The organism is Schaalia georgiae DSM 6843, from assembly GCF_000429245.1.
Lineage (GTDB): Bacteria > Actinomycetota > Actinomycetes > Actinomycetales > Actinomycetaceae > Pauljensenia > Pauljensenia georgiae.
The window spans coordinates 176,013-188,802 of the sequence record NZ_AUBM01000010.1; the positions used below are offsets into that span (position 1 = coordinate 176,013).

Below are 12,790 nucleotides of genomic sequence, written 5' to 3' on the forward strand. Positions count from 1 at the left end.
CCCTCCTAGAAGACTTCCGCGTCGGTCGCGTCGTAGTCGTTCGCCGACTTGGTCAACGACGTCCCAACGGCGGCGAACGCCTGGGACCCCTGTGTCCGCAGTTGCGCGAAACGGTCCAGCATCTCGTTCGCGCGCTTGACGAACTCGCCCGCCTGCGGGATCCATTTGAAGTCCGTGAGCGGATCGCAGGTGGAGTCCTTGGTGAAATCGGAGCTCGCCTGCTCCCACTTCTCCGCGTCGCGCCGCAGTGCGTCGGTGTCGACCTTGAATCCGTCACCACTGTGCTTTGGCATCATATTCCTTTCGTAAGTTCAGTCCACATCGCGGGACAAGGCGCCCAGGAGTTGCTCGGTGATCGCCTCGCCGCGCTGCGCGAAGGACTCCTGGTCCGAACCCTCCCCGTCCTGGCCGACCAGGGCGTCGAAGATCCGCGACCGCAGCAGCGGGTAGGGCGTGGCCACCGCCCAGGCCGGATCCACCCCCACCGAGGTGACGATCCCGGCGGTGCGCTCGCACCAGACCTCCTCGCCCGCGTGGTCCTCGTCGGAGGCGGTGCCCTCGTTCATGGCGGCGAAGGCCCTCGCCTTCGCCAAGGCGTCGTCCACGAAGGAGAACGCCTCCGCCAGGGAGTCGTCGAGCGGCACCATCTGCCCGGCGGCGCGCTCGAGGATCTCGTCGGCGTCCTGGCGGGTCTGCTCCACGACCGGCGAGGTGAGCGAGTTGAACTCGTGCTCTTCCTGCTCCTCCTGCCAGTCCTCGTAGTTCTCCTCGAGGAAGGTGCCGGAGGCCGACATCAACTCGGTGTTGGCGTCGCCGATGAGCGCGGTGATCGACGCCCCGAGGTCCTCGGGGTTGATATTGTCCCGCCAGTCGCTCTCGATGTGGAAGTCCTCGATCGTCCCGTCGTTGAGCATCGTGAGCTCAAGCGACTGGGTGGAGTCCTCCACCGTGACGCTGTCGGGCGCCTGCGCCCGGGCCTCGGCCATGAGGTCCGTGAGCGCGCTGATCTTGTCGAAGGCCTCCATGAGACCGTCGAGGTCGGGAATCTGCGATAATGACATGCTGTTCGCCTAGGGGGGAAGTGTGGGGTAACGAGCGTGGGTGCGGGACGATTCTCACCGTCCCGCACCCACGCCTCGATCGTCCGCCCGCTGCCGGGCGGCGATCAAACGCCCGCGCCCAGTGGCCCGCCGCACCCGCATAGAGTGCGGAGCGGACTACCGGAGCGGTCGAGCGGATGCGCCACAGGAGGCGTCACATCCAGCTCTGCGCCACGTGCTGCTCCATGGACTGGTACTTCTGGACAGCCGAATCGACGCCGTTGCCGACCTCACCGAGGATCCGCTGCAGCTCGGCCATGCCCTCGGTCCACTTCCGCTTCGCCTCGAGGTACGCGGCCTGGGCTTCGCCCTCCCACGTCACCTTCTGCAGCTCGACGTCCATGTCACTGAGGATCTGCTCGATGTCATGGGAACCGGTCTTGATATCGGCACCCGCCTGTCCGAGGTGCGCGAATTGTACCTTGACGCCATCACTCATGATTCATGCTCCTATCTTGTGTCGAAATCTCACAGGCCGGCGGCGTACTTGCCCATGTCGGCGGCCAGGTCCTCTTCCTGCTGCGAGTAGGAGCGCGAAGCCCCGCCCAGTTTCTCGACGAACTCGCTCAGCGCGCTCGTGGTCTTGTCCGCGTTCTCGCGCCACTGAGCCATGAGCTGCGTGAAGCGGGCAGCCGCGGGGCCCTGCCAGATGGCGCTGACGTTGGACAGGTCGCCCTCGAGCCTCTTCAGACGGCTCTGGAGGGAGTTCTGCGACTCGGAGATGGTGTTGGCCGCCTGCTGAAGGGCGCCCTCACCTACTTGCATCCCTGAGTTTTCAGCCATGAGGTTCCTCTTTCCTCTTGCGATTCGGTCAGTTTTCCTCGGTAACCGTGCGATGCACCGGCGCTCCGATGGGTTTAATATAAGCACATGTCCGGCTCCACGTATAGACCTTGGGAATAATTCCTACTATTTTACCATTCGGTACGCGAACGACAGTCCCCCGCGGATCCAAGGGACGACAGGAGGAAACCACAATATGGCCCCCACCAACCAAGGCCCACTATTGATCCCAATCACAGTCGCCTACGGGCGGCGCGCGACCGACGTCACCGTCCCATCGCAGATGATCCTCGCAGAACTGGCACCCACCCTCGCCCAGGCCCTCGGAGACGCCTCCCCCAGCCTCGAACGCCCCATATCGATCCTATCCGGCTCCCGCGAGCTCTCCTACTCCCACACCCTCGCATCCCAGAAAGTGGGCCCCGGCGCCACCCTCACCCTCACGCAGGTCCAGGACCCCGCCCCGCCCCGCGTCTACGACGACCCCGTCGAGGCCATCGGCGACCAAGTCGAGAAGAACGTCCCCGCGTGGACCAGCACCTCCTCCACCACCCTGGCCACGGGAGTGTCCACGACCCTGCTGGTCCTCACCGCCTACCTGGTCGCCACATCCGGCCAGAACCTGCTCAGCGCCATCATCGCGGGCTTCGCCGCCGTCATCGCCACCGGAGTCGCGGCCCTGGTCGCGCGGACCAGCCCCACCGGCGGCCTCGCACTGGCGCACACCGCCCCCCTGCTCGGCGGCGCCGCCGCCGTCTCCTTCGCCGACGCGACCACACCCGGAGGCGCCTGGATCGCCGGCGGAATCGTCATCGCCATCTCCTCCATCGCGACATTCGTCCTGCCCGGAGCGCTGCGCGTCAGCGCCATCGCCCCAGCCACCGTCGGCACCGCGCTCACACTCATCGGATTCTGCGTCCTCGCCTTCCCCTCGGTGCCCAGCGGCCCCGCAGCGCTCATCACCCTCATCCTCGCGGTCATCCTGCTCCTAGCGCCCGCACTGGTCGTCGCCCGCCCCCAAACCCTCGATGTCGCCTCCACCGGCGCCATGCAGGGCGGCGGACTGCGCGCGGCCACAGTGGCCCCCAGATTCCGCGCCGCCCGCGTCGCCGTGCTCAGCGTCGCCTCCGGCGCCGCAGCCGCCCTCCCCCTCACCTGCGCGCTCACGATGTTCGGATCGACACTCCAATCCCCGCCCGAAGCGGGCAACGCCGCGCACCAAGCCCACCAACTCCAAGCGGACCCGTGGGGGATCGCCCTGGTCGCCACGATCGGCCTGGTCCTCACACTCACCGCCAGGACCCAGCGCTCACGCGCCGAAGTCCTCATCCACACGATCACAGGAACCGCGCTCATCGCCTTCGCGTGCTTCGCCGCCGCGTCCACCCACCCCGCAGCCGTCCCCATCGCCGCGGCCGCCGGGCTCATCGCCAGCTTCCTACTGCTCGCGTTCGCAGTCGTCGCGCCCGGCACCCGCCCGGCCCTCTCCCGCGTAGCCGGCGCCCTCCAACTCATCGGCCTCGTCGGCGCCTTCCCCCTCGTCATCATGTGCTGGGAGCTGTTCTGAACCATGGCATCCAACAAAGACCTCCTCAACGCCCAGCGCTACCAGAGGCGGCGCCTCACCACCGTGTTCTCCATGGGCCTACCCGGAGGGCAGGAGACCGAGCCCACCTCGATGACCGGCCCCATCGCCGTCGGAACGATCCTGGCGATCATCATGGTCGTCGTCGCCGCCCTACTGGGCAAATTCGCGCCCGCACTGCCCGACAACTGGGAGAACGGGATGCTCATCACAGTCAAGGACTCCGGTGAGCGCTACTTCACCTCCAAAGGCACCCTGCTGCCCCTCGGCAATATCACGACCGCGCGCCTGGCCAGCACCCCCGGCGAAATGACCACCTCCTCCGTCTCCGCCAGCGCGCTCGCCGAGATCCCCAGGGGCACGCCCATCGGCATCATCGGCGCCCCCGACGACGTCCCCACCTCCGAGCGCCTCCGCTCCGACCAGTGGACCGCCTGCGCCATCGGCACCGTGACGCGCACCTGGGTCGCCGGCGCCCCCCAGTCCCTCGTCGAGAACGGGACCGCCCTGGTGCGATCCGAGGGAACCGCCTACCTGGTCGCCGGCAACGCCAAGTACCGCATCGAGGACTCCGCCCTGTCCGGCGTCCTCATCGCCCTGGGGCTCGAGTCCTACAGCGTCGTCGAAGTGGACCCGTCCTGGATCGCCGTCTTCGCCGACGGCACCCCCATGGGGCCGCTCACCATCGACCGGGCCGGAACCCCCGTCACAGGGCTGCCCGCCTCCGTGTCGTCACCAGTCATCGGCTCCGTGCTGGCCGCCCAGGGCGACGCCCGCAAGTACATCGTCACCGCCGCCAGCACCATCGCCCCCCTCACCGAGGTGACCGCCGCCCTCTACTCCCTCGGTTCGCCCGCACTGGCCCAGCCCACCACCGTCCCCGTCGCCGAACTGGCCACCCTCACCATCGACACCAAAGGCGTGGGCCCCACCGACTGGCCCGCCACCATCAGCCCCCCCACCCCCGCCAACGCCCCCTGCGCGACCCTGGACCTGACGGGTACCACCCCCACCGCGAGGCTCAGCACCGTGCCGCTAACCGCCCTCGCCCCCGCCGACGACGCCCCGTCCAACAGTGGGACCGCGCCGTCCTCCGAGCCCTCCGCGGGCGACCTCGGCGTCGGCACCTCCGACGTGACATCCGGATCCACGGGGACCAACCCCGCCGCCAACGGCCCCAAAGTCATGGTCGCCGGAGGCTCGGGCGCCCTCGTCCGATTCACCGACGGCGGCGCTCTGGGGGCCACCGTCTTCGTCTCCGATGTCGGAGCCGCCCACCCCCTGGGCGAGAACGCCGACGACACCATCGCCCGCCTCGGGTGGACCGCCAACGACATCGTCACGATCCCCGTCGCCTGGCAGCGCCTCATCCCAGGAGGCGCGACCCTGTCCAACGCTCAAGTCTGGGCGGGGGTCCCCACCTCCTCGAGCACACCCAACGGCCCCGTCACCGGAACCACCGGGATGGCCGTCCAACCCGCCACGCAGCCCAATGCCGAGGGCGAGGCGTGCAGCGCCGACAAACCCCAGCTGATCCCCGCGCAGACCAGCATCATCAACCAACTCGGCCTGCGCAACGCCTGGAAGACCTCCGAGGGGGGCGGCGTCACTGTCGCCGTCATCGACTCCGGCGTCCAATCGTCCAACGCGCACTTCAGCGGCGGTGCGCTACTGGCCGGAATGGACCTCACCGGGGAAGCGGACGGGCGCGTGGACACCTACGGACACGGAACCATCGTCGCGGGGCTCATCGGAGCCCGTACCATCAAAGGCTCCGGACTCACCGGAGTCGCCCCCGCGGCCAAGATCCTGCCCATCCGCGTCTACCGCGACACCGAGAAAGAAACCCAGGACGCGGGGAACGGCCCCCGCATCGACCGCATGGCGCAAGGCATCACCGCGGCCTACAAAGCCGGTGCCCGCATTATCGTCGTCGCCCAGTCCACCCCGAACGACACGCCCCAGTTGCAGTCCGCCGTCATCGACGCCACCAAAGCGGGCTCCCTGGTAGTCGCCTCAGCGGGCACCAACACCGCCGAGGAGATCGACAAACCCCGCTACCCCGCCGCCTACCCGCAGGTCCTCTCCGTCGGAGCCATCAACCCCGACGGCACGCACTCCGACACCAACGCCCAGGGCGACACCATCGACATCACCGCACCCGGCTCCAACGTCCACTCCGCGTTCAAGGGCGGCGGCGACTGCATCTTCTCAGCGGACACCCCCGCCACCTCGTACTCGGCGGCCTACGTCGGGGGCATCGCCGCCCTCGTCGCCTCCGCCCACCCCAAAGAAACCCCCGCAGAATGGAAGTACCGCCTCACCGCCACGGCCCTGCGCCCCAACCCCGGAGAGCACTCCAAACTGGACGGATGGGGGATCGTCGCCCCCAGCGCGGCACTCGCCCTGGACCTGAACACGATGATCCCCGGCCCCCCGCGCCCGGACGGCAAAACCTCCGCCCCCCTGACCATCGCCGCCGCCTCCCCACCGGATTTCTCCGTCAACTACGGGCCCCACATCCAACGCGTCACACTGGTCGTCACAGCGGGAGGGACCGCCGCGGCCATGATCCTCACCGTCATCCGCTGGCTGCGCCAACCGCGGCCCCGCGCCGCAGCGACGGCGCGACGCAAAGGCGGCGGCACCGGAGCGGTCGGCCGTTAACAGGCAGGCCGGGCACCCGTGATTTCGCTGCAGCGGACGGCCCCCCTCCCCCAGTCACGCACACAAGGACCCTGATTTACGAAACACCCTCCGCACACAACGGCTTGATTCTGCCGTTGTGTGCGGAGCCCTGTTGCCTAATTCCGGCCCTTGTGTGCGGCATAAAGGGAGAAGCGGCGCCCCGCACAGGTTGTTCCTGCGCGGGGCGCTCTCCTCGGAACCTCGTCGGTACCCGTCAGCGCCCGGGTGGGCGCGCAGTGCGAGACGTGGGTTCGGAACCGCGCCACAACGCCGCACCGGCCCGCACTAGAGCGGGCGCGCCCGGGCCATAGCAGCCCATCAACGGCCGTTGAAGGTGAACTTCCGTTCCTTGCCCTCGCCCTCGACACCGACCGTGACGACCTGGCCGGGCTGGATCTCCCCGAACAGGATCCGCTCCGACAACGAGTCCTCGATCTCGCGCTGGATCGCGCGGCGCAGCGGACGCGCGCCCAGCACCGGGTCGAAGCCCAGATCCGCCAGGAACTCGCGCGCCCCGTCGGACAGCTGCAAGTGCATGTCCTGGGCCTCCATCCGCTTCGCCAGCTTCGCGATCATCAGATCCACGATCTGCTTGATCTCGTCCTTCTGCAGCGGCGGGAACACGACCGTGTCGTCCACGCGGTTGAGGAACTCCGGGCGGAAGTGCTGCTTGAGCTCCTCCGACACCTTCGACTTCATCCGCGCGTAGTCGTGCGTCTGGTGCTCCGAGGACTGGAAGCCCGTGAGCACGCCCTTGTTGATGTCGCGCGTGCCCAAGTTGGTCGTCATGATGATGACCGTGTTCTTGAAGTCCACCTTGCGGCCCTGCGAGTCCGTCAGGCGGCCCTCCTCCAGGATCTGCAGCAGAGAGTTGAAAATGTCCGGATGGGCCTTCTCCACCTCGTCGAAGAGCACCACCGAGAACGGCTTGCGGCGGACCTTCTCCGTCAGCTGCCCGCCCTCGTCGTAACCGACGTAGCCGGGGGGCGCGCCGAAAAGGCGCGACGCCGTGTGCTTCTCGGAGAACTCCGACATATCGAGCTGGATCAACGCGTCCTCGTCCCCGAACAGGAACTCCGCGAGCGCCTTCGCCAACTCGGTCTTGCCCACGCCCGTGGGCCCCGCGAAGATGAACGAGCCGCCAGGACGGTTCGGATCCTTCAAACCGCTGCGCGTGCGGCGGATCGACTGCGACAGCGCCTTGACGGCCTCGTCCTGGCCGATCACGCGCTTGTGCAGCTCGTCCTCCATGCGCAGCAGCTTCGAGGTCTCCGTCTGTGTGAGGCGCACGACGGGAATGCCCGTCGACATGGCCAGCACCTCGGCGATCTCGCGGTCTGTCACCTCGGCGATCTCATCGGACTCCCCGCCCTTCCAAGCGGCCTCCTTCGCCTTGCGCTCCTCCCCGAGCTTCGACTCCTGGTCGCGCAGGGCAGCCGCCTTCTCGAAGTCCTGGTCGTCGATGGCCGACTCCTTGTTGCGGCGCAGCTCGCTGATCTTCTCGTCCAGCTCCCGCAGCTCCGGGGGCGCGGTCATCCGGCGGATGCGCAAACGGGCGCCCGCCTCGTCGACCAAGTCGATCGCCTTGTCCGGCAGGAACCGGTCCGAGACGTAACGGTCGGCCAGCTCCGCTGCGGACTTGATCGCCTCGTCGGTGATGATCACACGGTGGTGGGCCTCGTAACGGTCGCGCAGGCCCTTGAGGATCTCGATCGTGTCCTCCACGGAGGGCTCATCGACCTTCACCGGCTGGAAACGGCGCTCCAGCGCCGCGTCCTTCTCGATGTACTTGCGGTACTCGTCGTTCGTGGTGGCGCCAATGGTCTGCAGCTCGCCGCGCGCCAGCATCGGCTTGAGCATCTGCGCGGCGTCGATCGACCCCTCAGCCGCCCCCGCGCCCACCAGCGTGTGGATCTCGTCGATGAACAAGATGATGTCCCCGCGCGTGCGGATCTCCTTGAGGACCTTCTTCAAACGCTCCTCGAAATCGCCGCGGTAGCGCGACCCCGCCACCAACGACCCCATGTCGAGGCTGTAGATCTGGCGGTCCTTGATGGTCTCGGGCACGTCGCCGTGCACGATCGCCTGCGCCAGGCCCTCGACCACGGCTGTCTTGCCAACGCCCGGCTCGCCGATCAGCACAGGGTTGTTCTTCGTGCGGCGCGACAGGACCTGCATCACGCGCTCCATCTCAGTGCGCCGCCCGATCACGGGATCCAGCTTGTTCTCGCGCGCCGCCTGAGTGAGGTTGCGCCCGAACTGCTCCAGGATCGCCGAGTTCGACCGCTCGGGGCCACCGCTGCCGCCAACGCCCGCGCCCACCGACTCGCGTCCCTCGTCGTCGCCTCGCTGGTAGCCGCTCAGCATCTGAATGACCGTCTGGCGCACCTGCGCCAGATCCGCGCCCTGCTTGGTGAGCACCTGGGCGGCCACACCCTCGCCCTCCTTGAGGAGGCCCAGCAGCAGGTGCTCCGTGCCGATGTAGTTGTGCCCCAGTTGCAGGGCCTCGCGCAGGCTCAGCTCGAAGACTCGCTTGGCGCGGGGGGTGAAGGGGATATGGCCCTCGACGGGCTTCTCGCCCTCACCGATGATCTCGATGACGCTCTTGCGAACGGCGTCGCCCTTGATGCCCATGGTCTCCAGGGCCTTCGCGGCCACGCCCTCGCCCTCCGTGATGAGGCCGAGCAGCAGGTGCTCCGTTCCGATGTAGTTGTGCTTGAGTCCACGGGCCTCGTCCTGAGCCAGAACGACGACACGGCGAGCGCGGTCGGTGAACCGTTCGAACATATCTCTCCTCACAATGCGGGCATCACCGGAACGCGCCAGCGGCGCGCCGATACGGCATCCCAATTGACTGGTACCCAGCCTACGGCGGGCACGAGCCCCACGCGCGTGAGTTCGCCGAGGGCGCAGGGGCCGCGTAATGCGAAGCCCTCCGATCAGCCAGCATTTACCGGCGGGCGCCGGGCAGGAACCCGTTCAGCCGACCGCGGGGGGCCGGACAGCACAATCGGCGCACTGCCCACCCGGGACCCCAGCCCGCCGCTAGCGGAGCCAACCGGACGGCACAACCGCCGGGTCACGGCGACGGCCGACGGCCGCTAGCGGAGCCAACCGGACGGCACAACCTCCGGGCACGCCCCGCGCATTGGGGTAGGCAGACGCTGAGATCAGTCAACCCATCGCTGCGGCCGGGCGCGCCCCGCGCATCGGGGTAGGCAACTGCCTGCCCGCCTCAGCTCCTGCCGGGGTGGTGGCGGGTGCGGCCCGGATAGGAGCCCGCTCTGCCTCTGGCGGGGCCGGTCAGCCGGTGTAGTCGGCGGGGCTGCCCGCGCATCGGGGCACGTTACGGCGCATTGGGGTAGGCAACGGGTCATTGGGGTAGGTTATTAACCTGCCCCAATGTGGGCTAACCTGCCCCAATGCATATTCTCCTACCCCAGTACGCGTTCTCCCACCCAAATGCGGTTCACTGGGCTCCGGACCACGCTGCAGCCGTAGCCTCGAGCCACGGAGTGCGCCCGAGCCCCCGCGCAGCGGCTCCGTTTTCACAGCGATACCGACACGATGGGTCCCGTTTTCACAGCGCTACCTCCGCTTTCACAGCGCTACCACGCTTTGCAAGCGTTATAACACTTGCAAAGTGACGGTATCCCTTTGAAAACTCAACTTCGCTTGCAAAACAGCTCAACCGCCACCCCAGCCGCCCCACTTTCCAATACAAAACTCCACCCGGAGGGCACGACCGGCCAGGCGCAACACCAACCGGCCCGCTTCCCGATGCATAACTCCACCAGAAGGACTCAACCACACCTCCATACCACCGCACCACACACGGAGCCCGGCCAGGCACAGCCCCAATAACAACCAACAACCCTCAAGACGCATGGTCCACAAAACCAGACCATGCCAACACCATCGCATCCCCGCTGCCGCGCCAGCCGCCACAGAGCATCCCCCGAGGAAACCCAGGACGGTCCAGCGCACACAAGGGTCCTGATTCACGGAACATTCTGCGCACACAACGGCGTAATTCCGACGCCCAGTGCGACGCCATGTTTCCTAATTCCGTCCCTTGTGTGCAGCACCGGACAGAGAGCAGACGCCGAGAAGGGAGGGGGATCGAACCCGCCGGGAGTACGGTGAACCGCGCCCGCTGCGGGACACCGCGCCCTCACGCCTCGACGAGCACCGTGAAAGGGCCGTCGTTGACCAACGACACCTCCATCATCGCGCCGAAGCGCCCCGTCTCCACGTGCAGCCCGCGTCCGCGCAGGTCGGCGACCACGGCCTCCACTAACGGCTCGGCCTCCGGGCCCGGGGCCGCGTGCGCCCACGAGGGGCGCCGCCCCTTGCGGGTGTCCCCGTACAGGGTGAACTGCGAGACCACCAGGACGGGCGCGCCCATGTCCTGCGCCGACGCCTCGCCGTCCAGGATGCGCAGCTCGGCGATCTTGCGGGCCACCACGGCCGCCTGCTGGGGCCCGTCGCCGCGCGCGACCCCCACCAGCGCCACCAGCCCCGGACCGTCGATGGTTCCCACCACTTCCGAGCCCACCGAGACCGAGGCGCGCGTGACGCGCTGGATGACGGCGCGCATCAGCGGGTTCCCTCCGCCGCGCCCGCCAGCGGCACACCGTCGCCGCGGGCGCCAGTGAGCCCGGTCGCGGCGCGCACAGGAAGGGGAGGCGCCCACAGGACGCGCATCAGCGGGACCCCAGTGCCGAGCCCATGCCCCGCAGGGCGCCCGAGCCCCCGTCGGAGCGGCGGATCTGGCGCCCGCCCAGTTCCGCGCCTGGCCTCGACGCGGGAGAGGCCGTGCATTTGCCGTCCACGGGGACGATGGGCTCCTGAGCGGCGGCCACGCCGCCGATGTCGAAGACTTGCTCGGGGCCCACCGTGCGGGCCAGCAGCGCCAAGGCGACCGGCCCCTCGTCGGCGTGCCGCGCGACCGATGTGACGACCCCGACCGTGCGTCCCCCCACCTCGATCCGCGTTCCGGGCTCGGGCAGTTCCGAGCGCGAGCCGTCCAGCTGCAAGTAGGCCAGGCGCCTGGGGGGCCTGCCCAGGTTGACGACCCGGGCGATAGTCTCCTGCCCCCGGTAGCAGCCCTTGTCCGTGTGCACCGCCGTGCGGAGCCAATCGACCTCCGGGGGGATCGAGCGCGCGTCCGTGTCGATGCCCAATCGCGGCCGCCACGCGGCGACCCTCATGGCCTCCCAGGCCAGCGTCCCCGCCATGCGGTGTCCGTCGGCGGCCAGCCACGCCTCCTCGAAAGCAGCAGCCACCGCGCGTGGAACAACGTGGAACATCATCGGAGTTCGGGAGCCGGGGTGGCGGGCCCCCTGGTAGTAGGCCGCTCCTCCGGGCGCGACGCCGGGCCACGGGTCCTCCCACGTCCACTCGACGCCGGGCAGGGCGCCCACCGCGGCCGCGTCGTTCCCGCCGGCGCGCACCGAGGCGTAGACCGCGAGGTCGTCGCGCACCAGGACCCGGACCCGCAGCGCGAAGCGCATGGAGTCCAAGAACCCGGCCAGCGCGCCAGCGTCGGACCCCTCGGCGATCAAGTGGGTGGTCGTGCCGTCGTCGCTCGCGCCAGCCCAGTGCTCGATGCGGCCCTCGGGGGACAGGACCAGCAGTTCGCGCGAGTCCCCCGGGCCCATGCCGGTGACGACCTGCGTGCTCAACGAGGTGAGCCACGTCTGTCGGTCCTCCCCGGACACGTCCACGACCACCAGGTCCGGGCGGGCCACGAGGGCGCGCCCGCCCTCCAGGGCCCACTGCTCGCCCGAAGGGTCCCCGTAGTGCTGGGGCGCGGCGCCGGAAGCGCCGTCCGCCGGGTCCGGTGCGCCCCCGCCCCGGTGCGCGGGCGGCAGTGGGGCGGCGCGCGGGTCAGTCCGCGAGGCCATCGGAGCCCTCCTCCCCGCGCGCGGCGGACCCCTCCGGGGAGTCCGCCCCGTCCGCTGCGGCCGCCTGCTCGGCGCGCATCAGGCGGCCCGAGAACTCGACCACCGCCTCGTCGGCGCCCTCGAGTGTCCGCTCCTGGGTCCACATGAGCTCGCCCGCGACCAGTCCGAACATGCGCCCGTAGTGGACGACCCGCTCGGAGCCCTCCACGCGGGCGATGGCCTCCGACACCATTCGCACGCGCGGCCCCATGCTCATCCCGTCCCATGCGCTGGCGTGGCCGCCCGTGGTGGCGCCCGAAGCCGTGAACGCGCGTGGGTTGTGCTGGCCAGGAGGGGGCAGGGGGGCGTCGGAGGGGGCGACCGACACGTACAGGGTCTCCTCCACCAGCAGCGGGCCCCGCGCGATAACGGACAGGCCCGAGGCGGCGTCCCACGTGGGATCCACGTCCCCGTCGGCCGTCCCCTCGTACACCCGTGTCACCAGGCGCATCTGGTCGCCCACCACGTCGCCGCGCACTTCCTCCACCACTGGCGCGTCGCCGCCGTCGGCCGCGCGCGTTCCCCACCCCCGCCACGTTCCGAGCATCCATGCAACGGGGGCGACCAGGGGCGGCAGATCCGCAGGAATTACCATCATGCCCCCAAGCCTAGGCGTTGCGGGGCCGAGCCGCCCGCGGCGAGCCCTGTGCCCCCGGGGCGAGGGGAACGGAACCCGGAGGCCAACA

The 12,790-nt window shown here is 69.1% G+C and carries 10 protein-coding genes; 2 read left to right on the top strand and 8 right to left on the bottom strand.

What is annotated here, in order from left to right; all coding sequences use genetic code 11:
• Positions 1 to 5 precede the first annotated feature (5 nt).
• The 4 genes from G447_RS0106230 to G447_RS11190 all read right to left on the bottom strand — a co-directional run bounded on the left by G447_RS0106230 (position 6) and on the right by G447_RS11190 (position 1,883).
• The gene (locus tag G447_RS0106230; RefSeq protein ID WP_131295702.1) at positions 6 to 296 is read right to left on the bottom strand and encodes a hypothetical protein; all 291 of its coding nucleotides are present in this window, start codon (positions 294 to 296) and stop codon (positions 6 to 8) included.
• A gap of 15 nt (positions 297 to 311) precedes the next feature.
• Positions 312 to 1,061: a hypothetical protein gene (locus G447_RS0106235; RefSeq protein WP_026430437.1), complete on the bottom strand. Its 750-nt coding sequence runs from the start codon at positions 1,059 to 1,061 to the stop codon at positions 312 to 314.
• Between the two features lie 193 nt (positions 1,062 to 1,254).
• A complete protein-coding gene (locus G447_RS0106240) occupies positions 1,255 to 1,539 on the bottom strand; it encodes a WXG100 family type VII secretion target (RefSeq protein WP_005872540.1) in 285 nt (94 codons plus the stop codon).
• A gap of 29 nt (positions 1,540 to 1,568) precedes the next feature.
• Positions 1,569 to 1,883 carry a WXG100 family type VII secretion target gene (locus tag G447_RS11190; RefSeq protein ID WP_081491417.1) on the bottom strand — a complete coding sequence of 105 codons (315 nt, stop codon included), beginning with the start codon at positions 1,881 to 1,883 and terminating at the stop codon, positions 1,569 to 1,571.
• 223 nt (positions 1,884 to 2,106) lie between these two features.
• Here G447_RS11190 and G447_RS0106250 point away from each other — a divergent pair, with 223 nt between their 5' ends.
• Both G447_RS0106250 and G447_RS0106255 read left to right on the top strand, forming a co-directional pair.
• Positions 2,107 to 3,450 carry an EsaB/YukD family protein gene (locus tag G447_RS0106250; RefSeq protein ID WP_243442325.1) on the top strand — a complete coding sequence of 448 codons (1,344 nt, stop codon included), beginning with the start codon at positions 2,107 to 2,109 and terminating at the stop codon, positions 3,448 to 3,450.
• A 3-nt stretch (positions 3,451 to 3,453) separates the two neighbouring features.
• Positions 3,454 to 6,135, top strand: coding sequence for a type VII secretion protein EccB (locus tag G447_RS0106255; RefSeq protein ID WP_026430439.1), 2,682 nt, complete (start codon positions 3,454 to 3,456; stop codon positions 6,133 to 6,135).
• A gap of 339 nt (positions 6,136 to 6,474) precedes the next feature.
• Here the strand turns inward: G447_RS0106255 and G447_RS0106260 are convergent, their stop codons facing one another.
• The 4 genes from G447_RS0106260 to G447_RS0106275 all read right to left on the bottom strand — a co-directional run bounded on the left by G447_RS0106260 (position 6,475) and on the right by G447_RS0106275 (position 12,702).
• Positions 6,475 to 8,943 carry an ATP-dependent Clp protease ATP-binding subunit gene (locus tag G447_RS0106260; protein ID WP_026430440.1) on the bottom strand — a complete coding sequence of 823 codons (2,469 nt, stop codon included), beginning with the start codon at positions 8,941 to 8,943 and terminating at the stop codon, positions 6,475 to 6,477.
• Positions 8,944 to 10,330: 1,387 nt separating this feature from the next.
• Complete coding sequence (gene dtd / locus G447_RS0106265; protein WP_026430441.1) at positions 10,331 to 10,756, bottom strand: D-aminoacyl-tRNA deacylase; 426 nt, start codon at positions 10,754 to 10,756, stop codon at positions 10,331 to 10,333.
• Between the two features lie 106 nt (positions 10,757 to 10,862).
• On the bottom strand, positions 10,863 to 12,065 hold the full coding sequence (gene ygfZ / locus G447_RS0106270) for a CAF17-like 4Fe-4S cluster assembly/insertion protein YgfZ (RefSeq protein WP_034476537.1): 1,203 nt from the start codon (positions 12,063 to 12,065) through the stop codon (positions 10,863 to 10,865).
• Positions 12,049 to 12,702: a heme-binding beta-barrel domain-containing protein gene (locus G447_RS0106275; RefSeq protein WP_026430443.1), complete on the bottom strand. Its 654-nt coding sequence runs from the start codon at positions 12,700 to 12,702 to the stop codon at positions 12,049 to 12,051. The genes ygfZ and G447_RS0106275 overlap by 17 nt, the downstream gene beginning before the upstream one ends.
• Positions 12,703 to 12,790 lie beyond the last annotated feature (88 nt).